General features: G+C 52.8%; 22 protein-coding genes and 1 pseudogene. 10 read left to right on the top strand and 13 right to left on the bottom strand.

From position 1 onward, the window contains the following. Positions 1–12 precede the first annotated feature (12 nt). From OGY19_RS03515 to OGY19_RS03505, 3 genes are read left to right on the top strand one after another with little or no spacing between them, the layout of a single operon-like run. Positions 13–369 carry an ArsC family reductase gene (locus OGY19_RS03515; RefSeq protein WP_115601680.1) on the top strand — a complete coding sequence of 119 codons (357 nt, stop codon included), beginning with the start codon at positions 13–15 and terminating at the stop codon, positions 367–369. 3 nt (positions 370–372) lie between these two features. Next, positions 373–1,500 carry a succinyl-diaminopimelate desuccinylase gene (gene dapE, locus OGY19_RS03510; RefSeq protein WP_061068318.1) on the top strand — a complete coding sequence of 376 codons (1,128 nt, stop codon included), beginning with the start codon at positions 373–375 and terminating at the stop codon, positions 1,498–1,500. Positions 1,501–1,527: 27 nt separating this feature from the next. Further along, on the top strand, positions 1,528–1,728 hold the full coding sequence (locus OGY19_RS03505; RefSeq protein ID WP_003835080.1) for a YpfN family protein: 201 nt from the start codon (positions 1,528–1,530) through the stop codon (positions 1,726–1,728). 92 nt (positions 1,729–1,820) lie between these two features. On the opposite strand, the gene ypfH is transcribed toward OGY19_RS03505, so the two are convergent. From ypfH to dapA, 6 genes are all read right to left on the bottom strand, one after another. Next, positions 1,821–2,519 (bottom strand): esterase, encoded by a 699-nt coding sequence (gene ypfH / locus OGY19_RS03500; protein WP_048210950.1) that lies wholly within the window; start codon positions 2,517–2,519, stop codon positions 1,821–1,823. A 73-nt stretch (positions 2,520–2,592) separates the two neighbouring features. After that, positions 2,593–4,608 (bottom strand): tRNA(Met) cytidine acetyltransferase TmcA, encoded by a 2,016-nt coding sequence (locus tag OGY19_RS03495; protein ID WP_115601679.1) that lies wholly within the window; start codon positions 4,606–4,608, stop codon positions 2,593–2,595. 15 nt (positions 4,609–4,623) lie between these two features. Continuing rightward, on the bottom strand, positions 4,624–5,490 hold the full coding sequence (gene ypfJ / locus OGY19_RS03490; RefSeq protein ID WP_048210948.1) for a KPN_02809 family neutral zinc metallopeptidase: 867 nt from the start codon (positions 5,488–5,490) through the stop codon (positions 4,624–4,626). A gap of 128 nt (positions 5,491–5,618) precedes the next feature. Next, the gene (purC, locus tag OGY19_RS03485; protein WP_003835086.1) at positions 5,619–6,332 is read right to left on the bottom strand and encodes a phosphoribosylaminoimidazolesuccinocarboxamide synthase; all 714 of its coding nucleotides are present in this window, start codon (positions 6,330–6,332) and stop codon (positions 5,619–5,621) included. 111 nt (positions 6,333–6,443) lie between these two features. After that, positions 6,444–7,478, bottom strand: coding sequence for an outer membrane protein assembly factor BamC (gene bamC, locus OGY19_RS03480; RefSeq protein WP_048210947.1), 1,035 nt, complete (start codon positions 7,476–7,478; stop codon positions 6,444–6,446). A gap of 16 nt (positions 7,479–7,494) precedes the next feature. Next, the gene (gene dapA, locus OGY19_RS03475) at positions 7,495–8,373 is read right to left on the bottom strand and encodes a 4-hydroxy-tetrahydrodipicolinate synthase (RefSeq protein WP_005121885.1); all 879 of its coding nucleotides are present in this window, start codon (positions 8,371–8,373) and stop codon (positions 7,495–7,497) included. A gap of 145 nt (positions 8,374–8,518) precedes the next feature. Between dapA and OGY19_RS03470 the strand changes: the two genes are divergently transcribed. Both OGY19_RS03470 and bcp read left to right on the top strand, forming a co-directional pair. Then, positions 8,519–9,091: a glycine cleavage system transcriptional repressor gene (locus tag OGY19_RS03470; RefSeq protein WP_197081302.1), complete on the top strand. Its 573-nt coding sequence runs from the start codon at positions 8,519–8,521 to the stop codon at positions 9,089–9,091. After that, positions 9,091–9,561 carry a thioredoxin-dependent thiol peroxidase gene (bcp, locus tag OGY19_RS03465; protein ID WP_048210945.1) on the top strand — a complete coding sequence of 157 codons (471 nt, stop codon included), beginning with the start codon at positions 9,091–9,093 and terminating at the stop codon, positions 9,559–9,561. The genes OGY19_RS03470 and bcp overlap by 1 nt, the downstream gene beginning before the upstream one ends. 118 nt (positions 9,562–9,679) lie before the next feature. On the opposite strand, the gene iadA is transcribed toward bcp, so the two are convergent. The 3 genes and pseudogenes from iadA to OGY19_RS03450 form a co-directional block, all read right to left on the bottom strand. Next, the gene (gene iadA, locus OGY19_RS03460; protein WP_115601678.1) at positions 9,680–10,843 is read right to left on the bottom strand and encodes a beta-aspartyl-peptidase; all 1,164 of its coding nucleotides are present in this window, start codon (positions 10,841–10,843) and stop codon (positions 9,680–9,682) included. Between the two features lie 11 nt (positions 10,844–10,854). Further along, positions 10,855–11,076: pseudogene (locus OGY19_RS03455) on the bottom strand (hypothetical protein); the annotation flags it as partial. A 206-nt stretch (positions 11,077–11,282) separates the two neighbouring features. Beyond that, positions 11,283–12,347: an AI-2E family transporter gene (locus OGY19_RS03450; protein WP_005121878.1), complete on the bottom strand. Its 1,065-nt coding sequence runs from the start codon at positions 12,345–12,347 to the stop codon at positions 11,283–11,285. A gap of 226 nt (positions 12,348–12,573) precedes the next feature. Here OGY19_RS03450 and bepA point away from each other — a divergent pair, with 226 nt between their 5' ends. Together bepA and arsC are read left to right on the top strand one after the other, a co-directional pair. Continuing rightward, positions 12,574–14,037: a beta-barrel assembly-enhancing protease gene (gene bepA / locus OGY19_RS03445; RefSeq protein ID WP_115601677.1), complete on the top strand. Its 1,464-nt coding sequence runs from the start codon at positions 12,574–12,576 to the stop codon at positions 14,035–14,037. Positions 14,038–14,049: 12 nt separating this feature from the next. Further along, a complete protein-coding gene (arsC, locus tag OGY19_RS03440) occupies positions 14,050–14,409 on the top strand; it encodes an arsenate reductase (glutaredoxin) (RefSeq protein ID WP_003037937.1) in 360 nt (119 codons plus the stop codon). A 34-nt stretch (positions 14,410–14,443) separates the two neighbouring features. On the opposite strand, the gene OGY19_RS03435 is transcribed toward arsC, so the two are convergent. The 4 genes from OGY19_RS03435 to OGY19_RS03420 all read right to left on the bottom strand — a co-directional run bounded on the left by OGY19_RS03435 (position 14,444) and on the right by OGY19_RS03420 (position 18,867). Then, positions 14,444–15,145 carry a DnaA inactivator Hda gene (locus tag OGY19_RS03435; RefSeq protein ID WP_211924219.1) on the bottom strand — a complete coding sequence of 234 codons (702 nt, stop codon included), beginning with the start codon at positions 15,143–15,145 and terminating at the stop codon, positions 14,444–14,446. Between the two features lie 95 nt (positions 15,146–15,240). Further along, entirely contained in the window at positions 15,241–16,530 is a 1,290-nt protein-coding gene (uraA, locus tag OGY19_RS03430) for a uracil permease (protein WP_003037932.1), read from the bottom strand. Positions 16,531–16,626: 96 nt separating this feature from the next. After that, the gene (upp, locus tag OGY19_RS03425; protein ID WP_003037929.1) at positions 16,627–17,253 is read right to left on the bottom strand and encodes a uracil phosphoribosyltransferase; all 627 of its coding nucleotides are present in this window, start codon (positions 17,251–17,253) and stop codon (positions 16,627–16,629) included. A gap of 183 nt (positions 17,254–17,436) precedes the next feature. Then, on the bottom strand, positions 17,437–18,867 hold the full coding sequence (locus OGY19_RS03420; RefSeq protein WP_115601676.1) for a 6-phospho-beta-glucosidase: 1,431 nt from the start codon (positions 18,865–18,867) through the stop codon (positions 17,437–17,439). A gap of 420 nt (positions 18,868–19,287) precedes the next feature. Here OGY19_RS03420 and purM point away from each other — a divergent pair, with 420 nt between their 5' ends. The 3 genes from purM (at position 19,288) to ppk1 (ending at position 23,244) form a co-directional block, all read left to right on the top strand. Then, complete coding sequence (purM, locus tag OGY19_RS03415; protein WP_003838485.1) at positions 19,288–20,325, top strand: phosphoribosylformylglycinamidine cyclo-ligase; 1,038 nt, start codon at positions 19,288–19,290, stop codon at positions 20,323–20,325. Further along, entirely contained in the window at positions 20,322–20,963 is a 642-nt protein-coding gene (gene purN / locus OGY19_RS03410) for a phosphoribosylglycinamide formyltransferase (RefSeq protein WP_101741993.1), read from the top strand. The genes purM and purN overlap by 4 nt, the downstream gene beginning before the upstream one ends. Positions 20,964–21,177: 214 nt before the next feature. Continuing rightward, positions 21,178–23,244, top strand: a complete 2,067-nt coding sequence (gene ppk1 / locus OGY19_RS03405; protein ID WP_048210939.1) for a polyphosphate kinase 1 — start codon at positions 21,178–21,180, stop codon at positions 23,242–23,244. The last annotated feature ends 2 nt before the right edge of the window (positions 23,245–23,246 follow it).

The raw sequence follows: 23,246 nt of genomic DNA, 5'->3' as shown, positions 1-23,246 counted from the left end.
ATAAGGATTCACATGATCACCCTCTACGGCATTAAGAATTGCGATACAATTAAAAAGGCCCGACGCTGGCTGGAAACGCAGGGTATTGACTACCGCTTCCATGATTATCGTGTCGACGGTCTGGACAACACGCTGTTACAGTCCTTTATCAACGAGTTAGGCTGGGAGGCGCTGCTCAATACGCGGGGAACCACCTGGCGCAAACTGGATGAAGCAACGCGTAATCAAATCACTAATGCCACTGCTGCCGCCTCATTGATGATTGAAATGCCTGCAATTATCAAACGCCCATTGCTCTGCGCGCCGGGTAAGCCTATGCTGCTTGGTTTCAGCGAATCCAGTTATACGCAGTTTTTTAATGAGGTGTAATCTATGTCGTGCCCGGTTATTGAGCTGACACAGCAGCTTATTCGCCGTCCATCTCTGAGCCCGGATGATGCCGGGTGCCAGGCGTTAATGATTGAACGCCTGCGTGCGGTAGGTTTTACCGTTGAGCGAATGGATTTTGGTGACACACAGAATTTTTGGGCATGGCGCGGAAAAGGTGAGACCCTGGCATTTGCCGGTCACACCGACGTAGTGCCCGCAGGCGATGTTGATCGGTGGATCAATCCGCCGTTTGAACCGACCATTCGCGACGGCATGCTGTTCGGACGCGGTGCGGCCGATATGAAAGGTTCGCTGGCGGCAATGGTCGTGGCCGCAGAGCGTTTTGTCGCACAGCATCCAGACCATCAGGGTCGTCTGGCGTTTTTGATAACCTCTGACGAAGAAGCCAGCGCTAAAAACGGCACCGTGAAGGTGGTTGAAACGCTGATGGCGCGTAATGAGCGGCTGGATTATTGCCTGGTCGGTGAGCCGTCCAGCACCGAAATCGTCGGTGACGTGGTGAAAAATGGACGTCGTGGTTCACTGACCTGCAACCTGACCATTCATGGCGTGCAGGGCCACGTAGCCTACCCACATCTGGCCGATAACCCGGTGCACCGGGCTGCGCCAATGCTCAATGAGCTGGTGGCGATTGAGTGGGATCAAGGCAATGAGTTCTTCCCGGCAACCAGCATGCAGATTGCCAATATTCAGGCGGGCACGGGCAGCAACAACGTTATCCCCGGCGAACTGTTTATCCAGTTCAACTTCCGTTTCAGCACCGAATTAAACGACGAAATGATTAAGTCGCGGGTATTGGAACTGTTGGACAAGCACCAACTGCGTTACACAGTAGACTGGTGGCTTTCCGGTCAACCGTTCCTGACCGAACGCGGTAAACTGGTGGATGCAGTGGTGAACGCCATTGAGCACTATAATGAGATTAAACCGCAGTTACTGACGACAGGCGGGACATCCGACGGGCGCTTTATTGCCCGCATGGGGGCACAGGTGGTGGAACTTGGGCCGGTCAATGCCACCATTCATAAAATAAATGAATGCGTCAATGCCGCCGACCTGCAGCTGCTTGCCCGTATGTATCAACGTATCATGGAACAACTCGTCGCCTGATGAGTGTTCCTGCAAGAGGAAATGAGCATGGACTGGCTGGCAAAATATTGGTGGATTTTAGTGCTGGTGTTTCTGGTGGGGGTACTGCTGAATGTGATCAAAGATCTTAAGCGTGTCGACCACAAGAAGTTTCTCGCCAATAAGCCGGAACTTCCCCCGCATCGTGATTTTAACGATAAATGGGACGATGACGACGATTGGCCGAATAAGGATCAGCCGAAGAAATAATTTGTAGGCCGGATAACACATATCACGTTGCTATCCGGCACTATCACTGACTGTCATGCCGGATGGCGGCTTCGCCTTATCCGGCCTACACGTTATATCATTTCAATCACATCATCATCGTGAGGCTTACCACCGCTCAGCGCTTCATCAAAGTAGTGCTTCGGTACGGTAAAGCGCAGATGATCAAGCGCGAACTGCATGCTGTGTTCATCAATGGCGTGCCCCAGATTTTCGACGATATCCAGAGTCACATCCCCACCTGCACGAATTAACGCTTCCTGCGCAGCAACCGCATGAGATAACTCAATCACCCGATCTTCACCGCCGTGAATCAAATGCACTGTGGTAGCGGTGGTAGCGGCTTCCGGCAAGGTGGCGTAACGACCATTAAAGGCAATGACCCGCGACGCCAGCCCTGGCTCGGCTTTGATGCTCTCAAGCGACATAATCGCCCCTTGCGAAAAGCCAATCAGCGCGGTGGCCTGAGGTGACACACCACTCTGTTTCTGCCAATAGCGAACGGTTTCGATAAACACCGGCATGATGGCATCAATACGCGCCTGACGGTTCTCTTCTGTTACACCCTGAACAGAAAACCATTGACGCCCACCGGCAGCGCTATAAGGCTCAGCGCCACCAATACTGACAATCAGCGCGTCCGGAAACAGTGGTGCAAACCAGGAACCAATTTCGCCCATGGCAACCGGGTTATCGCCGACGCCATGAAACAGCAACAGTAGCTGTTGAGCGGGTTTATCGGGACTTTGAACAACAAAATGGTCATGTTTCATGGCGATCTCCTTAACTGATGAGAATTATTCTACGCCGCTTAACCGCAATGACCATGCCAGGAAATTGAAGAAGTTAGTGAAAAAATTGCCATTGCATAATGCGATTACGTAACCGTTGCTGACGTTCGGTATCCAACTGCGCTAACGCCTGTGCCGCCTCCTCACGCTGAACCAGCAGCAATGCTTTGCGCCCCGAGACCTTCAGCCGCTTGCACAGTTCTGCGTCACTGCATTTTTCCTGTAAACGCCCACGCAGCGCCGGAAGAGGCTGTTCACAGTGCTGGAGAAGACGGCTTAAGCAACCGAGTGAGGTGAGTAACGGCCGATGCGCGAAGGCAAACCCTGCCAGCTCATCCCAGTCATCATCATTAAGCGTAGACTCTTTCAGTGGGACGACCGGGATACACTCATCATTCCATTGTGCGAGGATCGCCGCATCGCGACGCAATCGCTGATGCTCCCGCTCAGCCAGACGCTGCCCGGCATCACTGATGGGAAGCAACGCCATTGCCGTATAGCACCCGCTGCTGGCTTCACGATGATTCCCCATTCGCACCATGACAAAACCGCATCGCTGCCAAAAACGCCACAATTCGGCCGTATAACCAAAACTGACGGAAAGATAGTCACACTGCGAGGAATACTGATGGGCCTGCATAATCAGTTGCTGCCCGATACCTTCCCGCTGGCGAGCGGGATGAACCGCAATACGGCTAACCCGCCGGCCAACCAGCGTTGCGGCCAGAGGATCGCTGCCATGCGCCGCCAGTGACTGCGCAACCAGATTGCCTCTTGGCCGGCGATATCCTGCCCAAACGGCCTGGCTTAATTCTGCGGATAATCCCCCTTCATCGACCAACCAGACGGCTCCCGCGACCGAGCCCGCAGCCGAAGCATGCAGAAAATGCTGACCTGGTGCATCCATCATGCGTCGCAGGTCCAGCGGTGAGGTACGGTAATGCGCCCCGGAAAGCAGTTGGTAGACCGCCAGAGGCAGATGCGGATTGCGATGCCAGGCGGTCGACTCAAAGGCAGAGAAGTGGATATTGCCCTGAGGGGGATGCGAAAAGGTTTCGTCGTCGAACACCAGTGCCTCGCTGACGATTTTTTCCAGCGGGCACCCCAGAGCCCACCTGATGGGCTGCTGCAGTTCATAGCGCCGCAGATAGGGGAAGCGAGCGCAGAATTTCAACAAAAACCCTCTGCCAGTTCCTTCATAGCCCTGAACGGTGGTGGTTAACATTGTTCGGGGAAAACGCGCCACCAGTTGGTGTAGCAGCGGCGCGGGGATCGCGGCGGCTTCATCCACGATCAGCCAGTCTGCAGTTGCAGTACTGCTTAACAGCGCATCCGGGGCCATAAAGCAGTAGCGTTCCCCAGCAAATTGCGCCAGTACATCCGTTGCCGCTTTCGCCGGAGCGGTAACAATAGCCGTCCCCGTCATGCGCGAAATCAACTGTCCTGCCAGCGCAGATTTACCCCGGCCACGCGCGGCGGTCACCGCAACCACACCCGGAGGCATATCCAGCAAATGATGTAAAATCTTCGCCTGTTCCGGCAGGGGATCGCCGTTTGCCGCCTGCCAGTCTGCCCGTACAGGAAAGTGCGGATAGGATTTCGCCTGATGCTGTTGCCAGTGCAACGTTTCCCCTTCACGAGTCACGGCTCGCCTGAAGTGTTCAACAAAGTGCGGTGTTGGGATAGGTTCGGCGCAGTCGCTCCAGCGCAGGGAATCCATGTCCGGAGACGTTTGCCAGGCCTGCCAGGGTGGGGTCAGCAACACCAGCCAACTCCCGGCGCGGAGCGTGCCGCTGAGTGCGGCAAACGCCGCCGCGTCAAATCCCTGTCCGGCGTCGAAAACCGCATGACGAAACTCGCGCCCCAGTAACGTTTGCAGCGCCTGTGGTGTGCAACCTGGCTCTGCGGGGGCTGTTGCCCCTACCCACAGCCAGTCGCCGGGCAATGTTTTGCGTAGCGCTAACGCTTGCGCCTGGCACCAGTTTTCTTCGCCGCTGATGACCAGCAGACGACGGATTCCTTCTCTGGCCATGCGTTCAGTGAGCGCACTCAGTGCTGCATTGTCAGACATCCCTGCCTCAATATCTTAAATGCCTTTGCCAAAAGTATTACATTGTCCCGGATCGCCACTGTCAAAGCCGCGTTTAAACCAGGTGTAACGTTGCTGCGAGGTGCCGTGAGTAAAACTATCGGGCACAACGCGCCCTTGCCCCTGCTGTTGCAAACGATCATCACCAATGGCCTGAGCGGCGTTTAGCGCCTCTTCCAGATCGCCAGATTCAAGTACACCCTGCTGCTGCATACTGTGACCCCAGACACCGGCAAAGCAATCTGCCTGCAGCTCCATACGAACGGAAAGGCGATTCACTTCGGCCTGAGAGGCATTTTGCTGCATCTGACGAACTTTCGGTTCAATGCCCAGTAGTTTTTGCACATGGTGGCCTACTTCGTGCGCGATGACATAGCCCTGAGCAAAATCGCCATCAGCGCCCAGCTTGTTTTTCATGTCATCATAGAATGAGAGGTCGATATACACCGTACCATCCGCCGGGCAATAAAACGGCCCCATCACGGACTGGCCCGCACCGCAGCCGGTACGCGTCGCGCCACGATACATCACCAGCTTCGGCTGTTGGTAGGTCCGGCCCATTTTTTCAAACTGCTGCCCCCAGGTATCTTCGGTCGTTGCCAGTATCACCGAGGTGAATTTTGCCGCTTCATCATCATTTGGGCTAATGGAGTGTGATGATTGCTGTTGGGATACAGGTTGGCCGGTCATTAATCCGGTAAGATCCACGCCATAATAGCCCGCGACAAGCACCACAATCAGCAGGATGATGCCGCCTTTACCACTGGGCAAACGAAAACCCGGTCCGCCCATAGAAGGGCCGCCGCCGGCGCTGTTTCGTCTGTCTTCCACATTGTCACTTTCACGACGCCCTTGCCAGCGCATAATCACCTCAACTTTTTATTCATTATGATGATGATCGTAGGCGGTTCGGAACAGGATTACCATAAGAAACAGTAATCAAAATCGGCGGGATTGATGAGCCGGAGAGCGATCGCCGGCTCAGGGGGGCGTTAGTCTAACTTCACACCCAGACGATGCGCGACAGCTTCATAGGCTTCGATCAGGCCGCCCAGACTCTGGCGGAAGCGATCTTTGTCCATTTTATCCAGCGTTTCTTTGTCCCACAGACGGCTACCGTCCGGTGAGAATTCGTCGCCCAGCACGACTTCGCCTTTGTACAAGCCAAACTCAAGTTTGAAGTCGACCAGAATCAGACCAGCATCATCAAACATCTTTTTCAGCACGTCGTTGGCTTTGTAAGTCAGCTCTTTCATACGTGCCAGATTCTCTTTGCTCACCCAACCAAAAGTTTCGCAATAGGAATCGTTAATCATTGGATCGTGCATAGCATCGTTTTTCAGGAACAGATCAAACAACGGCGGATTCAGTTCAATACCTTCCTCAACGCCTAAACGCTTAACCAGTGAGCCTGCCGCGCGGTTACGTACCACACATTCAACCGGTACCATCTCCAGTTTTTTCACCAGACATTCAGTATCGGATAGCAGTCGCTCCATCTGGGTAGGAATGCCTGCTTCTTGCAGTTTGGTCATAATGAAATGGTTGAATTTGTTATTCACCATACCTTTACGGTCAAACTGTTCAATGCGCGCGCCATCCCCTGCTGACGTATCATTGCGGAATTCGAGCACCAACAGGTCCGGGTTTTCCGTGCTGTATACGGTCTTCGCTTTACCACGATACAACTCAGCTTGCTTTTGCATCTTTATTACTCCTGGGTGTGAATTAACGATAAATATTGCGTTTTTCTGCCGACGCACACGTTTGCGTATCATATCAGAAAAAAAGGGCTGGAGTTATCCAGCCCTTTATTTTTACTTACTGAACGCTGCCTGGAAGACGGCGACCAGCGCGTCGTTCTGGCTTTGCGTCAGGGTATGCCCCTTAGGATCGATAAACTGCAAACTACTGCGGTTGTCTAAATCACCGACCTGCAGTTTGTAGTCGCCGGATACCAGACCCGGATCGCTCGCGCCCAGCTCCTGCCAGTTACTGTCTGACAGTGGTTTGTAAGTCACAGCGATGCTGCCCTGAGAACGGGTGCTGTCGGTCACTTTCATCCCCACTTTTTCCAGCGCTGCCGGCAGACGCTGCCATACCACGTTGAACGGTCCACGTACCACCAGCATCGGTAAACCGGTGTCATCTGCAGCACTCTGAACGTCCATAGTCGCGGCAGAACGGTTCTGCGCGGCATTCGCGGCGTCGGTGGCGTTCTTATCCAGACCAGCAGAGATAACGTTCATCATCTCAGCGCTGTAACGCTGCATTGATGCCGCATCGGCTACCGGTTTACCTGCCTGCTCGAGGTTAATCAGTTTCACCGTCACCGCTTGCTGATAGCCCTGCGGTTTAACCGAGATTTGATAACGCCCACGGTACTGTTCGTCTTCATCCAGACGGTTCCAGTCAACCCAATCGGTAGTCAGCGTCTGGCTGGCATCATCACGTTTGGCGATGGTGTAGTTTTTAGACTGAACAACGCTCACGACCTGCGGCCACAGCGTGTTGCCACGACCATTTTCCACCAGCAATGTCGCTGTATCGCCCGCGATCTGAGTACGGGCGCCAGTAACTAATGCTAACGGCTGAGCCGGTGGGCGAATATCCAGCGCTTTACCCACGGCACCGCTGCCGTTGGTTACCGGGATGTTATAGTCGCCGGTCATAACCGGCAGAATCATCCCAGCTGGCGCGTGAAGCTCAGCAAGCGGTGCGGCCTCCAGATAGGATTCATCACCGCTCACCTGGCGCTTATAGCGCGAGTCAGAACTACAGGCCGCGAGCAACATAACAAGCGAAACACCCGCAACCTTGGCCAGGCGCGACTTTTGTACTGAGTAAGCCATCAAATCTCCCTAAACTTTACAGCAAACCGGCATGCTTAAGCGCCGCTTTGACGATATCACGAGCATTGTCCGTGATTGGCGTCATCGGCAAACGTAGCGTATCGGTCGCCACAAGTCCCAACTCCTTACATGCCCATTTCACTGGGATAGGATTGGGTTCGACAAATAGTTTGTTGTGTAACGGCATCAGACGTTGGTTGATCACCCGCGCCTCGGCAAAATGCCCTTCTGCCGCCAGTTTGCACATTTCGGCCATATCGCGTGCCGCAACGTTAGCCGTTACGGAAATCACGCCATGACCACCAAGCTGCATGAAGTCCAGTCCGGTCGCATCATCACCGCTAAGCAGAATAAAATCGTCTGAAACCAGCTCTTTGATCTGGTGAACACGACTTAAGTTCCCTGTGGCCTCTTTGATAGCGACAATATTTTTTACCTTCGCCAGGCGACCCACGGTTTCCGGCAGCATATCGCAGCCAGTACGGGACGGCACATTATACAGAATTTGCGGCAGGTCAGTATGTTCAGCGATGGCTTTGAAATGCTGGAACAAACCTTCCTGAGTTGGGCGGTTGTAGTAAGGCGTCACCGTCAGGCAGCCGACAACACCGCTGTCGTTAAAACGCTGCGTCAGACTAATGCCTTCTGCGGTCGCATTGGCGCCCGTTCCGGCAATAACCGGAATACGCCCATCGGCCAGCTCCAGCGTCATCATTACCACATCGCCATGTTCATCATGACTCAGGGTAGCGGACTCACCGGTGGTGCCAACCGAAACGATCGCCGAGGTGCCGCTGGCGACATGATAATCAATCAGTTTTTTCAGGCTCGACCGGCAGACTTTACCTTTCTCATCCATCGGCGTAATAAGCGCGACAATACTTCCCGTGAACATGGGCCATCCTCTGTGCAAACAAGTGTCTCAATGGTACGTTTGGTACGACAATAAAAGCAAGCGACCATAGCCCTTCTGATTGTTGTATGCATGTTTTTTTTATGCTTTCCTTATGATTACCTCACCGCTCAAAGGAAGAACAGGTTTGACATCGCCATCGCAACACTATCTGGTCATTACTGCGCTGGGTGCTGATCGCCCGGGAATTGTGAACACTATCACCCGTCATGTCAGCAGTTGTGGCTGTAATATCGAAGACAGCCGACTGGCCATGCTGGGTGACGAGTTTACGTTTATCATGCTGTTATCCGGAACCTGGAATGCCATCACCCTGATTGAATCAACCTTGCCGTTGAAAGGCGCAGAGCTGGATTTATTGATTGTGATGAAGCGTACGACCGCGCGTCCCCGTCCGGCGATGCCCGCCACGGTATGGGTACAGGTCGATGTCCCCGACTCGCCTCATTTGATTGAGCGCTTTACCGCCCTTTTTGACAGCCATCAAATGAATATTGCGGAACTGGTTTCGCGCACACAGCCGGCTGAAAACGGCAAGACTGCACAGTTGTTTATTCAAATTACCGCACATAGTCCTGCGTCACATGATTCGGCAAATATTGAGGATGCGTTTAAAGCACTCTGTACAGAACTCAATGCGCAAGGCAGTATTAACGTCGTCAATTACTCACAGCATGATGAACAGGATGGAGTTAAGTAATGAACCCACTGAAAGCCGGTGATATCGCACCGAAATTTAGCTTGCCGGATCAAGACGGAGAACAAGTAAATTTAACCGACTTCCAGGGACAGCGTGTTCTGGTTTATTTCTACCCGAAAGCCATGACGCCCGGCTGTACCGTACAGGCCTGTGGCTTGCGCGATAACATGGATCAGTTAAAAAAAGCCGGTGTTGAAGTGCTGGGGATAAGCACCGATAAACCAGAGAAGCTTTCCCGATTTGCGGAGAAAGAAGTGCTTAACTTCACGCTCCTGTCTGATGAAGATCATCAGGTTTGCGAGCAATTTGGCGTCTGGGGTGAAAAGTCATTTATGGGTAAGACCTACGATGGCATCCACCGCATTAGCTTCCTTATTGATGCCGAAGGCAAAATTGAACATGTGTTTGATGATTTCAAAACCAGCAATCACCACGACGTGGTACTGAACTGGCTGAAAGAGAACGCCTGATTTACGTTTTGCTGGAAAAAGCCTGATGGCGCTTCGCTTATCAGGCCTACGCAGCTTATTAATATTGCGAAACTTGTAGGCCGGGTAAGGCATAGCCGCCCCCCGGCATAAAGGTCGTTTATTCAAACGTTCCTTTTACACACGCTTGCTTCTCTTTCACCATGGCTTTCCCCTTTGCCCAAAGGTAATTCACTTCCAGCGCGTCGTTCAGCACCAGAATGTCCGCATCGCATCCCACCGCCAAACGCCCTTTATGCTCTAGTCCCAAAAATTCTGCGACCGTACGCGTCAGCGGACAGAGCGCCTGTTCCAGCGGTATGGCATGAACTTTCACCAACTGGCGCACCGTTTCCGCCAGTGATTCAAACCCCGCGACACCGATACCGGTGAGATTACCTAACTCATCAAATTCCGGCTGGCTGCCGTTGCCATCCGAGCTCAGGGTAATGCGCGACAGTGGCACGTTCTGGCGCAACGCTGTAGCAATCGCCATTGCCGGATCAACAGGCTCATCAATGCTGCTGGTGATATCGATATAACCGCCCTGGCGGGCATACTCCAGCGCCGCCTGGAACAGCGGTTCCGCACGATTAACATGCGTTGGCAACAGTTTGGTAATCGGGACATCACAGCACTCGAGGATGTTGTACAACGGCTCCAGCATGCGCGGGCTGTCACCCATGTGGAAAACGCTTACCCCCGGTTTGCGCCCTAACAATCCACCTACCCGCGACTGAGCCGCCATGTTCGCCAGCGCCGAGGTGTCCGGGGCGGAGGAACGATGGTCCGAAACCGCACATTTCACGCCAATGACTTTATCGATCAGCGCCACGTCGCGATCGATACTGCCGGTGATGGTCGGCGATGGCAGAGAATAGGCCCCGGTCAGCATCCATGCGCTGATGCCTTCAAACTCCAGCGCACGTGTTTTCGCCAGCAGCGATTCCGGGTGACGGGTGATGCCATCGGTACCCAGCAATCCCACCACCGAGGTGACGCCAGCTTCCACCAGTCGTGACAAGCGCACTTCCGGCGTGCGGGTATGTGGCCCTGCCTCTCCGCCACCGCCAATCAGATGGACGTGCTGATCGATAAAGCCGGGACAAACAATTGCCCCATCAAGGTTGATGCACTCACAACCGGGAAAATCTTCTGCTGCGATAGACGGGGCGATGGCGACAATTTTACCGCCAGAAATCAGAATATCCTGTCGGCCTAAATCTTCAGGTGCGTATACGTGTCCCTGCTGGAACAACGTCAAATTAAGAATGGAACAGTTCATAACCTTCCTTGTCAGGCAATTACCTGCATAACCCAAATAGAGAGCAGCGCATTAATGACGCATACCGCTATAATCTGCGGGTAGTAACGGGGATGGACCCCCGCAGTTCCCAGGCAGCGTCCCACATTTTGCACCGGATTGCCCATCAGGTAGATAGCCGGTAGCAATACAGTCGCATCATGTCCCGAAAGCGTACCAGCAACAACCAGACTGGCACAAACGCCGACGCCGCCCCATCCCACTTTTTGTTGCGCGTGTGTGTTGTGGCCCATTTAATTCTCCTGCTGGTCTTATTCCTTGCGTAACGAAAAAAACATCAGGAGGACCAAATTAAAGACAAACACGGAGAAAAACGATACCGGAGGAAATTACTCAGAAAGTGTGGATAGAAGTCAGATAAGTTCAGTTCCGACGGCGTTATGCCGTCGGAACTGACGGATTAGCGATCGTCAACCGTCTGACCATCCGGCCAGGCATGCACCACGGCTTTGATTAGCGTCGCCAGCGGAATGGCAAAGAAAACGCCCCAGAATCCCCACAGGCCGCCGAATATTACGACTGAGAGAATAATGACCAGCGGATGCAAATTTACGGCTTCGGAGAAGAGTACGGGAACCAGCAGATTGCCGTCCAGCGCCTGGATTATCAGGTACACGGCGAAACAGCTCCAGAACTCGGTACCGAGACCGAACTGGAATAACGCCACACCAACAACCGGAATCGTCACCACAAACGCGCCGATATACGGGATCAGCACAGAGAACCCCACCAGCACCGCCAGCAGCAGAGAGTAGTTAAGGCCAAACATCAGGAAACCCAGCCAGGTTGCAACACCGACCACCACCATCTCCAGTACTTTACCGCGGATATAGTTGGTGATTTGCTGGTTCATTTCTTTCCAGACCTGTCCTGCCAGTCCACGATTTCGCGGCAGCACCCGGCGCACAGCATTCAACATCTGGCTTTTATCCTTCACCAAAAAGAATACCATCAGTGGGACAAGCACCAGATAGACCGCCAGCGTCAACAACCCAACCAGAGAAGCCAGCGAATATTTCACCACTGAATCGCCCATGGTGAGCATCCGGGAACGCATATTTTCCGCCATCGCATCAATGATGCCCGCATCCATAAGCGCCGGATAACGTCGCGGTAAGGTGGCGGCAAAGTCAGACAACTTGTTGAGCATGCCAGGCATATCGCGTATCAGATAGATGCCTTGCTGCCATGCAACAGGCATTACCACAAACGCCATCAGCAGTAAAATACCGACAAACACCACCAGCACAATTGACGTCGCCCAGCGCCGCGAGCAACCGATATTTTCCAGCCGGGCGGTAGGCCATTCCAGCAGATAAGCCAGCACAATCGCGACCAGCAGCGGCGCCAACAGACCACTAAAGAAGAACAGGATGCCAAAACCGGCAACCAGAATAATCAGCAAGGCAATAGCCTCTGGGTCGCTAAAGCGGCGGCGATACCATTGCGTCAACATTTCGAGCATAAAACCTTCCCTGAACCTCAATAGCGGGATTGCGATCCCGAATTGTATCGAAATGTCACAAAAAAGACTTCGCTTTTTATGACTGATTACGCAAAGTGAAAAGACATTTTTCCTGGGTGTTCATCATCAGGTTTCACAGTTACACTCCCTAAGCTTGCGGAGTGTGAACGATACTTCACGGCATTGGTCAAATGGCTATCTCAAAAAAGAATACAGGACAGAGGTTATGTTCAGGCAGTTGAAAAAAAACCTGGTTGCTACCCTCATTGCCGCACTGACCATCGGTCAGGTCGCGCCCGCATTTGCAGACACCGCGGACACCCTGCCTGATATGGGAACCTCGGCAGGGAGTACGCTTTCCATAGGACAGGAAATGCAGATGGGCGATTATTACGTACGCCAGTTGCGCGGTAGTGCGCCATTAATTAACGATCCGCTGCTGACCCAATACATTAATTCTCTGGGTATGCGTCTGGTTTCGCACGCCGACTCGGTCAAAACGCCCTTCACCTTCTTTTTGATTAACAACGATGAAATCAACGCCTTTGCTTTCTTTGGCGGCAACGTTGTTTTGCACTCCGCGCTATTCCGCTATTCCGATAACGAAAGCCAACTGGCGTCGGTCATGGCGCACGAAATCTCCCACGTCACTCAGCGCCACCTGGCGCGCGCGATGGAAGATCAGAAACGTAGCGCACCGCTGACATGGGTTGGCGCATTAGGCTCGATTTTATTAGCAATGGCCAGCCCGCAGGCAGGGATGGCGGCGTTAACCGGTACGCTGGCGGGTACTCGTCAGGGGATGATTAGCTTTACGCAACAAAATGAACAGGAAGCAGACCGCATCGGTATTCAGGTACTGCAACGTTCGGGCTTTGATCCTCAGGCCATGCCAACGTTCCTCGAAAAACTGCTCGATCAGGCCCGTTACTCTTCGCGTCCGCCGGAAATTTTGCTGACTCACCCCCTGCCTGAAAGCCGTCTGGCGGATGCCCGTAACCGCGCCAACCAGATGCGTCCGGTGGTCGTCCAGTCGTCGGAAGATTTTTATCTGGCCAAGGCGCGAACCTTAGGCATGTACAATTCAGGCCGCAACCAGTTAACCAGCGATCTACTGGATAACTGGTCGAAAGGCAACGTACGTGAACAACGTGCAGCCCAGTATGGCCGGGCATTGCAGGCGATGGAAGCCAGCAAATATGACGAAGCACGTAAAGCGCTACAGCCGCTGCTGGCGGCGGATGCTAACAATGCCTGGTATCTCGACCTGGCAACGGATATTGATCTCGGCCAGAAGAAAACCAGTGATGCCATTAACCGCCTGAAAAACGCCCGCGACCTGCGTACCAACCCGGTACTGCAGCTTAACCTGGCGAATGCGTATTTACAGGGTGGACAAGCCAAAGAGGCGGCGACCATCCTGAATCGCTATACGTTTAACCATAAGGACGACCCTAACGGCTGGGATTTGTTAGCGCAAACGGAAGCCAATCTGAATAACCGCGATCAGGAGCTGGCGGCGCGCGCGGAAGGGTATGCCCTCGCCGGACGTCTGGATCAGGCGATTTCAATGCTCAGCAGCGCAAGCTCTCAGGTGAAACTGGGCAGCCAGCAGCAGGCCAGATACGATGCCCGTATCGACCAGCTACGCCAGCTGCAAGAGCGCTTTAAACCGTACACCAAGATGTAACAGGAAAGAAAAATGTCAGACGCGATTAAAATCTACCATAACCCACGCTGCTCCAAGAGCCGTGAAACGCTGGAATTACTGAAGTCCAACGGCGTGGACCCGGAAGTGGTGCTGTATCTGGAAACCCCGGCTGACGCCGCGACTCTGCGTGAACTTCTGCAGATGCTGGGTATGTCCAGCGCGCGTGAGCTGATGCGCCAGAAAGAAGATCTCTATAAGTCGCTTAACCTGGCGGACAAAAACCTGAGTGAAGATGCGCTGATTCAGGCAATGGTAGAAAACCCGAAACTGATGGAGCGCCCAATTGTGGTTGCCAAAGGCCAAGCGCGAATTGGACGTCCGCCGGAGCAGGTACTGGAAATCGTCGGTTAATCTTAAGACTGCCGCAGTTTTCCGGCTGCGGCGCTTACAGCTTCAGAATTTCTTTTACGAAGGGGATCGTCAGCTTTCGCTGGGCGGTGATCGATGCGTGATCAAGCTGATCCAGCGTCATAAACAGCGTACGCATTTCCCGATCCAGACGCTTAAGCAGGAAGCGTCCCACATCTTCCGGCAGTTCAAACCCACGTAGCCTGGCGCGTAATTGCAACGCCTGCAGTTTATCTTCATCAGAAAGCGGCTGTAGCTTGTAGATTTGTCCCCAGTCCAGACGCGAGGCGAGATCCGGCAATCCCAGATTTAGCTGTCTTGGCGGGCGATCGCCGGTGATCAGCAGGCGTGTTTTCCCCGACTCCAGGATACGGTTGTAGAGATCAAAGATCGCCATTTCCCACAGCGAATCACCGGCCACACATTCGATGTTGTCGATGCAGACCAGCGATAAATGCTCCATCCCGTCGAGCACCTCGGGGACGAACCAGGTGCGTTTGTCGAGCGGCACATAGCCTACCGCATCGCCGCGCGCGGACAGTTCCGCACAGGCTGCATGCAGCAAATGGCTACGGCCAGCGCCTTCACGCGACCAGAGATAAATATACCCGCTATGTTCCTGACGCAGCACGTTTTGCAGTGCAGCCAGTAAAGAGGAGTTATCCCCCGGCCAGAAACTTGCGAAAGTTTCGTCGTCAGGAAGATAAAGTGGCAAAGAGAGCTGTGCCGGTGTGTTCAGAGATACCTCAACCCAGGATTTCATAAAATCGCGTTGAGTTTAACACAGAAATGCGTCGCGATAGAACCGGGCAGCATCGCCGCCCGGTCAAAGGTTTACTGTTGCTCAGTGTCGGCATCTTTGGCGTCGAGCACCACTTCTTCCGGACGCAGCAGGCTGATAACTTTGAAAATCAGACTCAGACAGACACCCACAATGGTCGCCAGCGCCATGCCTTTCAGCTCAGCAGCACCGATGTGAACTTTCGCGCCGCTGACGCCGATGATCAAAATGACCGAGGTCAGGATCAGGTTCTGTGCTTTGTTGTAGTCAACTTTTGACTCGATCAGTACGCGAATACCGGAAGCGCCAATCACGCCGTACAGCAGCAGAGATACACCGCCCATGACCGGCAGTGGAATGATTTGGATCGCCGCAGCCAGTTTACCCACGCAGGAGAGCAGAATGGCGAAAATCGCCGCACCGCCAATAACCCAGGTACTGTAAACGCGGGTAATCGCCATGACACCGATGTTTTCGCCGTAGGTGGTGTTCGGCGTCGAACCGAAGAAGCCGGAGATCACCGTCGACAGGCCGTTAGCAAACATAGAACGATGCAGGCCAGGATCGCGAATCAGATCTTTTTTCACGATATTCGCCGTTACCACCAGGTGGCCGACGTGTTCAGCAATAACCACCAGCGCCGCAGGCAGAATGGTCAGAATAGCGACCCATTCAAAGCGCGGCGTGTAAAACGTTGGCAGAGCAAACCAGTGGGCCTGCGCTATCGGCGTAGTGTCCACGACGCCCATCACGAAGGAGAGCGCGTACCCGGCCAGCACCCCAATCAAAATCGGGATAATCGCCATAAAGCCACGGAACAGTACGGAACCAAATACCGTCACCGCCAGCGTCACCATTGAGATGATGATGGTTGTTGAGTCTGGCGCTTGTCCTTCCGCAGGCAGTAATCCCGCCATACCCGCAGCGACACCCGCCAGCTCCAGACCGATGACGGCAACGATTGCGCCCATCGCCGCAGGCGGGAACATCACATCCAGCCAGCCAGTACCGGCTTTCTTAACGATGAACGAAACCAGGCAGAACAGGATGCCACACATAATGAAACCGCCCAGCGCCACTTCATACCCTAGCGGCAGCAGCAGCAGAACCGGGGAAATGAACGCAAAGCTTGAACCGAGGTAAGCCGGAATTTTTCCTTTGCAAATAAAGAGATACAGTAACGTACCAATGCCGTTAAACAGCAGAACGGTAGCTGGGTTGATATGAAACAGGACTGGCACCAGTACCGTTGCGCCAAACATGGCGAACAGGTGCTGTAAACTAAGCGGGATTGTCTGTAAAAGCGGCGGTCTTTCACTCACCCCGATAGCACGGCGCGTCATAGTGTTTTCCTCTGAGTGTTGTTTGTTATTAGCGATTGGGTTGTTTTATTCAAAAAAAAGCCGACTCTTAAAGTCGGCTTCTTTTCACTTATTCGTTTACTTGGTACCAAAAATCTTATCGCCGGCATCGCCGAGCCCCGGAATAATGTATCCGTGCTCGTTCAGTCCCTGATCGATGGAGGCGGTGTACAGCTCGACATCCGGGTGTGCTTTTTCCAGCGCCGCGATACCTTCCGGCGCCGCAACCAGCACCAGGACTTTAATGCTGCTGCAGCCTGCTTTTTTCAGCAGGTCGATGGTCGCGATAACGGAACCACCGGTTGCCAGCATCGGGTCAACGATCAGCGCCATACGCTCATCGATGTTAGAAACCAGCTTCTGGAAGTACGGAACCGGCTCCAGCGTCTCTTCATTACGGTACATCCCCACCACGCTGATACGCGCGCTCGGAACGTTTTCCAGTACGCCTTCCATCATGCCCAGGCCCGCACGCAGGATTGGCACAACGGTGATTTTTTTACCTTTGATTTGGTCAACTTCAACCGGACCGTTCCAGCCTTCGATGGTCACCTTTTCGGTTTCCAGACCAGCGGTTGCTTCATAAGTCAGCAGGCTGCCAACTTCCGAGGCGAGTTCACGAAAGCGTTTAGTGCTGATGTCGTTTTCACGCATCAGTCCCAGCTTGTGTTTGACGAGTGGGTGTTTGACTTCCACGATCTTCATACTCTTCTCCTTTCCTCAGACGAGTGGCAACCACAAAAAAAATCGCCGGATTATACCGCTTTTCGTCTCTGGCGCAACACTGCATACGCTTGACATGGATCAACCAAAATCGTTTGCGTCTGGATGATGAGTATAAAACAAGCCCCGCTTTGAGTGCGGAGCTTATTATCAACATCATGAATTTTATAGATTTTCAGCATTGTTCTGGATGACGTTTCTATACCAGGAAAAAGATTTCTTCGGCGAGCGTGCTAATGTCCCACTCCCGTCATTATTTTTATCAACATAGATAAAGCCGTAGCGTTTTTTCATCTCCCCCGTCCCGGCCGAGACTAAATCAATACAGCCCCACGGGGTATAGCCCATCAGATCCACGCCATCTTCCACCACCGCTTTTTTCATTTCGCGGATATGCGCGGCCATATAGTCAATACGATAGGAATCATCCACCGAGCCGTCAGCCTGCTGCACGTCAATCGCGCCAAAGCCGTTTTCTACAATAAACAGCGGCAACTGATAATGATCCCAGAACCAGTTCAGCGAATAGCGCAGGCCAACCGGATCAATCTGCCAGCCCCAGTCCGATTTCTGCACATACGGGTTGGAAACCAGGCTTTTCGACTCGTCGTAATCCAGCTGTGGGTTGTCCGCCGTTGCCTGGGTCGCGAAAGACATATAATAGCTAAAGCCGATGTAATCAACGCAGCCCTCGGTCAGCGCCTGACGGTCTTCCTCGGTGATATCCAGTTCAAAGCCACGACGGGTAAAGTAATTGAGAAGATGCTGCGGGTATTTGCCGCGCACATGGACGTCAGTAAACCAGTAACGCCGGTGCATAGCGTTCATCGCCATCATCATGTCGTTCGGCGCACAGGTCAGCGGATAAATTGGGCACATCGCAATCATGCAGCCAATTTGCAGCGTCGGGTTAATTTCACGCGCGACCTTTACCGCCAGCGCGCTGGCCACCAGCTCGTAGTGCGCCGCCTGATACATGACCGGCTCGCGGTCTTCGCCGGACTGGTATTTCAGGCCAGAGTTTGTAAAGGGCGCAAAGTCTTCGTGATAATTTGCCTGATTGTTAATCTCATTAAACGTCATCCAGTACTTCACTTTGTGCTGGTAACGAGTGAAAACCACCCGGGCAAAACGGACAAAGAAATCGATAAGTTTACGGTTGCGCCAGCCGCCATATTCCGTCACCAGATGGTAGGGCATCTCGAAGTGCGACAACGTAATCACCGGTTCAATGCCATATTTCAGACATTCGTCAAACAGGTCATCATAGAACTGCAGGCCAGCTTCATTAGGTTGCGCTTCATCACCTAAAGGGAAAATCCGCGTCCAGGCAATAGAAGTGCGAAAGCATTTAAACCCCATTTCGGCAAACAGCTTGATGTCGTCTTTATAGCGATGATAAAAATCGATGGCATCGTGGTTAGGGTAGTTTTTACCGGCAATCACACCGTCAGTAATTTCACGCGCCACACCATGCGCCCCCGCCGTCATGACATCGGCAACGCTAATGCCTTTACCGCCCTCCTGCCAGCCACCTTCCAGTTGATGAGCGGCGACAGCGCCACCCCACATGAAATCTGCTTTAAATCCTGACATCCCCTTCCCCTATCGTGATGAGTCTGCGCAAAACGCTCTATACCCGTCATACTTCAAGCTGCATGTGCGTTGGCTTTTCTCGCTCACTCCAGTCACGTACTTATGTACGCTCCTGGAGATTCGCTGCGTCGCCGCCTTCCTGCAACTCGAATTATTTAGGGTATAAATGAGGCCTGCGACAGAAAACTGAAACCGGTTTCAGTATGATACTGTGCATTCGGCTGGCAGGTTTCAAGCACAAGACTGTACCCGGTTTCATTTTCGTGGCGCAGTTCAAACAAATAGATAAATGATTGTAAAATGCTGAAAAAACCAGCAGATAAAACTTGATGCAGAGCAGGCTCGCAAACGTTTGCTTTCCCTGTTAGAATTGCGCCGAATTTAACTTTTACTGCAAGTAAACATGTGGGGAAGCAGGCAGTGACCGATAAAACCTCTCTTAGCTACAAAGATGCCGGTGTTGATATTGATGCAGGTAATGCTCTGGTTGATCGAATCAAAGGCGTAGTAAAGAAAACGCGTCGTCCGGAAGTTATGGGTGGTCTGGGTGGCTTCGGTGCGCTGTGCGCATTGCCGCAAAAATATCGTGAACCGGTACTGGTTTCCGGCACTGATGGTGTTGGTACAAAACTGCGTCTGGCGATGGATCTGAAACGCCACGACACTATCGGCATTGACCTCGTCGCAATGTGCGTCAACGACCTCGTGGTTCAGGGCGCTGAGCCGCTGTTCTTCCTCGACTACTATGCAACCGGCAAACTGGATGTGGACACCGCAGCCAGCGTCATTAACGGGATTGCCGAAGGCTGCCTGCAGTCTGGCTGTGCGCTGGTCGGTGGGGAAACAGCTGAAATGCCGGGGATGTACCACGGCGAAGATTACGACGTGGCAGGTTTCTGCGTTGGCGTCGTCGAAAAATCAGAGATTATCGACGGTTCAAAAGTGGCCGACGGTGACGTACTGATTGCGCTCGGCTCCAGCGGTCCGCACTCTAACGGCTACTCTCTGGTGCGTAAAATTGTAGAAGTCAGCGGTTGTGACCCAGAAACCACCGAGCTTGAAGGCAAGTCGCTGGCCGATCACTTGCTGGCTCCGACCCGCATTTACGTAAAATCCATTCTGGAACTGATCGAGAAGGTTGATGTGCACGCCATTGCGCACCTGACCGGCGGCGGCTTCTGGGAAAATATTCCACGCGTTCTGCCAGACAACACGCAGGCCGTGATCGACGAGTCTTCATGGCAGTGGCCAGCCGTCTTCAACTGGCTGCAAACGGCAGGTAACGTCAGCCAGCATGAGATGTATCGCACCTTTAACTGCGGCGTAGGTATGGTTATCGCCCTGCCAGCTCCGGAAGTGGACAAAGCCCTGGCTTTGCTCAATGAGAAAGGTGAAAACGCATGGAAAATCGGTATCATCAAAGCTTCTGATTCCGAACAGCGTGTGGTCATTGAATGAAAAACATTGTGGTGCTCATTTCCGGTAACGGAAGCAATTTGCAGGCGATAATTGACGCCTGCGAACAGAAAAAAATCAATGGCACCATACGTGCAGTATTCAGTAACAAGGCCGATGCGTTCGGCCTTGAACGCGCACGCGAAGCGAATATTCCAGCGTACTCGCTGGAAGCCGCCCAGTTTGCCAGTCGCGAAGCCTTCGACCGCCAACTGATGCAAGAAATTGACGCCTGGGCGCCGGATGTCGTGGTGCTGGCCGGTTATATGCGCATCCTCAGCCCGGCGTTTGTCGCGCACTATTCTGAACGATTGCTGAATATCCACCCGTCTTTATTGCCAAAATATCCCGGCCTGCATACGCACCGCCAGGTACTGGAAAACGGCGATGAAGAGCATGGTACCTCCGTCCACTTCGTCACTGATGAACTGGACGGCGGACCGGTTATTCTCCAGGCCAAGGTTCCGGTATTTGAAGGCGATAGCGAAGATGACGTCACGGCGCGGGTTCAGGCCCAGGAACATACCATTTACCCGTTGGTGGTAAGCTGGTTTACCGATGGCCGTCTGAAGATGCGTGATAACGCTGCATGGCTGGATGGCGTTCGTCTGCCGCCACAAGGCTACGCCGCCGACGAATAATAAAATCCAACCTGTAAGCCGAATATCACCATCCGGCTTACAGGCATAAATACCTTTTCCGGTTAACATCTCCGGTATTCATCTACGCTCCCCCTTTCTCTTTGCTATCAGACGGTTTATTGTCATATTTTTCTGGCACAGTTGGACATCTGAGAGCAATGCTCGCCATAATTAACCGGTAGTGTCCCGTGAATGAAACGGAGTAAAAGTGGTAATGGGTCAGGAAAAGCTATACATCGAGAAAGAACTCAGCTGGTTAGCGTTCAACGAACGCGTACTCCAGGAAGCTGCTGATAAGTCAAACCCGTTGATCGAACGGATGCGTTTCTTAGGCATCTATTCCAACAACCTCGACGAATTTTACAAGGTGCGTTTTGCTGAACTGAAGCGCCGAATCATTATTAGCGAAGAACAGGGTTCAAACTCTCACTCCCGCCATCTGTTAGGCAAAATCCAGGCTCGGGTATTAAAAGCCGATCAGGAATTTGACGGCCTGTACAACGAGCTGCTGCTGGAGATGGCGCGCAACCAGATTTTCCTCATCAACGAACGTCAGCTATCAGCCAATCAACAGAGCTGGTTACGCCACTACTTCAAGCAATATCTGCGTCAGCACATTACGCCGATCCTGATTAACCGCGAGACGGATTTAGTCCAGTTTCTGAAAGATGACTACACCTATCTGGCGGTGGAAATTATCCGCGGCGATACAATCCGCTACGCGTTGCTGGAAATCCCTTCTGACAAGGTTCCCCGTTTTGTGAATCTGCCGCCGGAAACCCCGCGTCGCCGCAAACCGATGATCCTGCTGGACAACATCTTACGTTACTGCCTTGACGACATTTTCAAAGGTTTCTTTGATTACGATGCGCTGAACGCCTATTCGATGAAAATGACCCGTGATGCCGAATACGATTTGGTGCACGAGATGGAATCGAGCCTGATGGAACTGATGTCATCCAGCCTGAAACAACGTCTGACCGCAGAGCCTGTACGTTTTGTTTATCAGCGCGATATGCCCAATGCGCTGGTTGAAGTACTGCGTGAAAAGCTGACGATCTCTCGCTACGACTCCATTGTCCCCGGCGGGCGTTATCATAACTTCAAAGACTTTATTAACTTTCCCAACGTTGGCAAAGCTAACCTGGTGAACAAACCCCTGCCGCGTCTGCGCCATATCTGGTTCGATAAAGAGAAGTTTCGTAACGGCTTTGATGCCGTACGTGAACGCGATGTGTTGCTTTATTATCCGTATCACACCTTTGAACACGTTCTTGAACTGCTGCGCCAGGCCTCATTCGACCCGAGTGTGCTGGCGATAAAAATCAACATTTACCGTGTGGCAAAAGATTCGCGCATCATCGACTCGATGATCCATGCTGCGCATAACGGTAAAAAAGTGACCGTGGTGGTGGAACTGCAGGCGCGCTTTGATGAAGAAGCCAACATTCATTGGGCCAAGCGTTTGACCGAAGCGGGCGTTCACGTCATCTTCTCCGCACCAGGACTGAAAATTCACGCCAAGTTGTTCCTGATTTCGCGTAAAGAAGGCGATGAGGTCGTGCGCTATGCACATATCGGCACCGGGAACTTCAACGAAAAAACAGCGCGCCTGTATACCGACTACTCGTTGCTGACCGCCGATTCACGCATTACCAACGAAGTCCGTCGGGTGTTTAACTTCATCGAAAACCCGTATCGCCCGGTAACGTTCGATTATCTGCTGGTTTCCCCGCAGAACTCACGGCGCCTGCTGTACAGCATGATCGACAAAGAGATCGCTAATGCACAGCAAGGGTTGCCTTCTGGCATTACCCTGAAGCTGAATAATCTGGTCGATAAAGGGCTGGTTGACCGCCTGTATGCGGCTTCATGTTCAGGTGTCCCCGTTAATTTATTGATCCGCGGTATGTGCTCACTGATCCCGAATCTGGAAGGCATCAGTGACAATATTCGCGTCATCAGCATTGTTGACCGCTATCTCGAACATGACCGGGTCTATATCTTCGAGAACGGGGGCGATAAGCAGGTGTATCTCTCCTCTGCTGACTGGATGACCAGGAACATCGATTATCGAATTGAAGTTGCCACACCGCTTCTTGACCCACGCCTTAAGCAGCGCGTGCTGGATATTATCGATATCCTGTTCAGCGACACGGTGAAAGCCCGCTTTATTGATAAAGAACTGAGTAATCGCTACGTACCGCGCGGAAACCGCCGTAAGGTTCAGTCACAATTAGCGATTTACGACTACATCAAATCACTCGAGCAACCTGACTAACT

The sequence above is a fragment of the Citrobacter sp. Cy070 genome (genome assembly GCF_030332245.1).
Classification (GTDB): domain Bacteria; phylum Pseudomonadota; class Gammaproteobacteria; order Enterobacterales; family Enterobacteriaceae; genus Citrobacter; species Citrobacter youngae.
Note: the sequence above shows the minus strand (reverse complement) of the source record. Positions and strands in the feature narration are given on the sequence as shown.

Coding starts and splice junctions, on each gene's coding strand:
- ypfH (WP_048210950.1), bottom strand. CDS start 2,519: ATGAAACATGACCATTTTGTTGTTCAAAGTCCCGATAAACCCGCTCAA.
- OGY19_RS03495 (WP_115601679.1), bottom strand. CDS start 4,608: ATGTCTGACAATGCAGCACTGAGTGCGCTCACTGAACGCATGGCCAGA.
- bepA (WP_115601677.1), top strand. CDS start 12,574: ATGTTCAGGCAGTTGAAAAAAAACCTGGTTGCTACCCTCATTGCCGCA.
- uraA (WP_003037932.1), bottom strand. CDS start 16,530: ATGACGCGCCGTGCTATCGGGGTGAGTGAAAGACCGCCGCTTTTACAG.
- purN (WP_101741993.1), top strand. CDS start 20,322: ATGAAAAACATTGTGGTGCTCATTTCCGGTAACGGAAGCAATTTGCAG.
- OGY19_RS03420 (WP_115601676.1), bottom strand. CDS start 18,867: ATGTCAGGATTTAAAGCAGATTTCATGTGGGGTGGCGCTGTCGCCGCT.
- upp (WP_003037929.1), bottom strand. CDS start 17,253: ATGAAGATCGTGGAAGTCAAACACCCACTCGTCAAACACAAGCTGGGA.
- purC (WP_003835086.1), bottom strand. CDS start 6,332: ATGCAAAAGCAAGCTGAGTTGTATCGTGGTAAAGCGAAGACCGTATAC.
- ppk1 (WP_048210939.1), top strand. CDS start 21,178: ATGGGTCAGGAAAAGCTATACATCGAGAAAGAACTCAGCTGGTTAGCG.
- dapE (WP_061068318.1), top strand. CDS start 373: ATGTCGTGCCCGGTTATTGAGCTGACACAGCAGCTTATTCGCCGTCCA.
- OGY19_RS03515 (WP_115601680.1), top strand. CDS start 13: ATGATCACCCTCTACGGCATTAAGAATTGCGATACAATTAAAAAGGCC.
- iadA (WP_115601678.1), bottom strand. CDS start 10,843: ATGAACTGTTCCATTCTTAATTTGACGTTGTTCCAGCAGGGACACGTA.
- OGY19_RS03505 (WP_003835080.1), top strand. CDS start 1,528: ATGGACTGGCTGGCAAAATATTGGTGGATTTTAGTGCTGGTGTTTCTG.
- bcp (WP_048210945.1), top strand. CDS start 9,091: ATGAACCCACTGAAAGCCGGTGATATCGCACCGAAATTTAGCTTGCCG.
- bamC (WP_048210947.1), bottom strand. CDS start 7,478: ATGGCTTACTCAGTACAAAAGTCGCGCCTGGCCAAGGTTGCGGGTGTT.
- OGY19_RS03450 (WP_005121878.1), bottom strand. CDS start 12,347: ATGCTCGAAATGTTGACGCAATGGTATCGCCGCCGCTTTAGCGACCCA.
- arsC (WP_003037937.1), top strand. CDS start 14,050: ATGTCAGACGCGATTAAAATCTACCATAACCCACGCTGCTCCAAGAGC.
- ypfJ (WP_048210948.1), bottom strand. CDS start 5,490: ATGCGCTGGCAAGGGCGTCGTGAAAGTGACAATGTGGAAGACAGACGA.
- dapA (WP_005121885.1), bottom strand. CDS start 8,373: ATGTTCACGGGAAGTATTGTCGCGCTTATTACGCCGATGGATGAGAAA.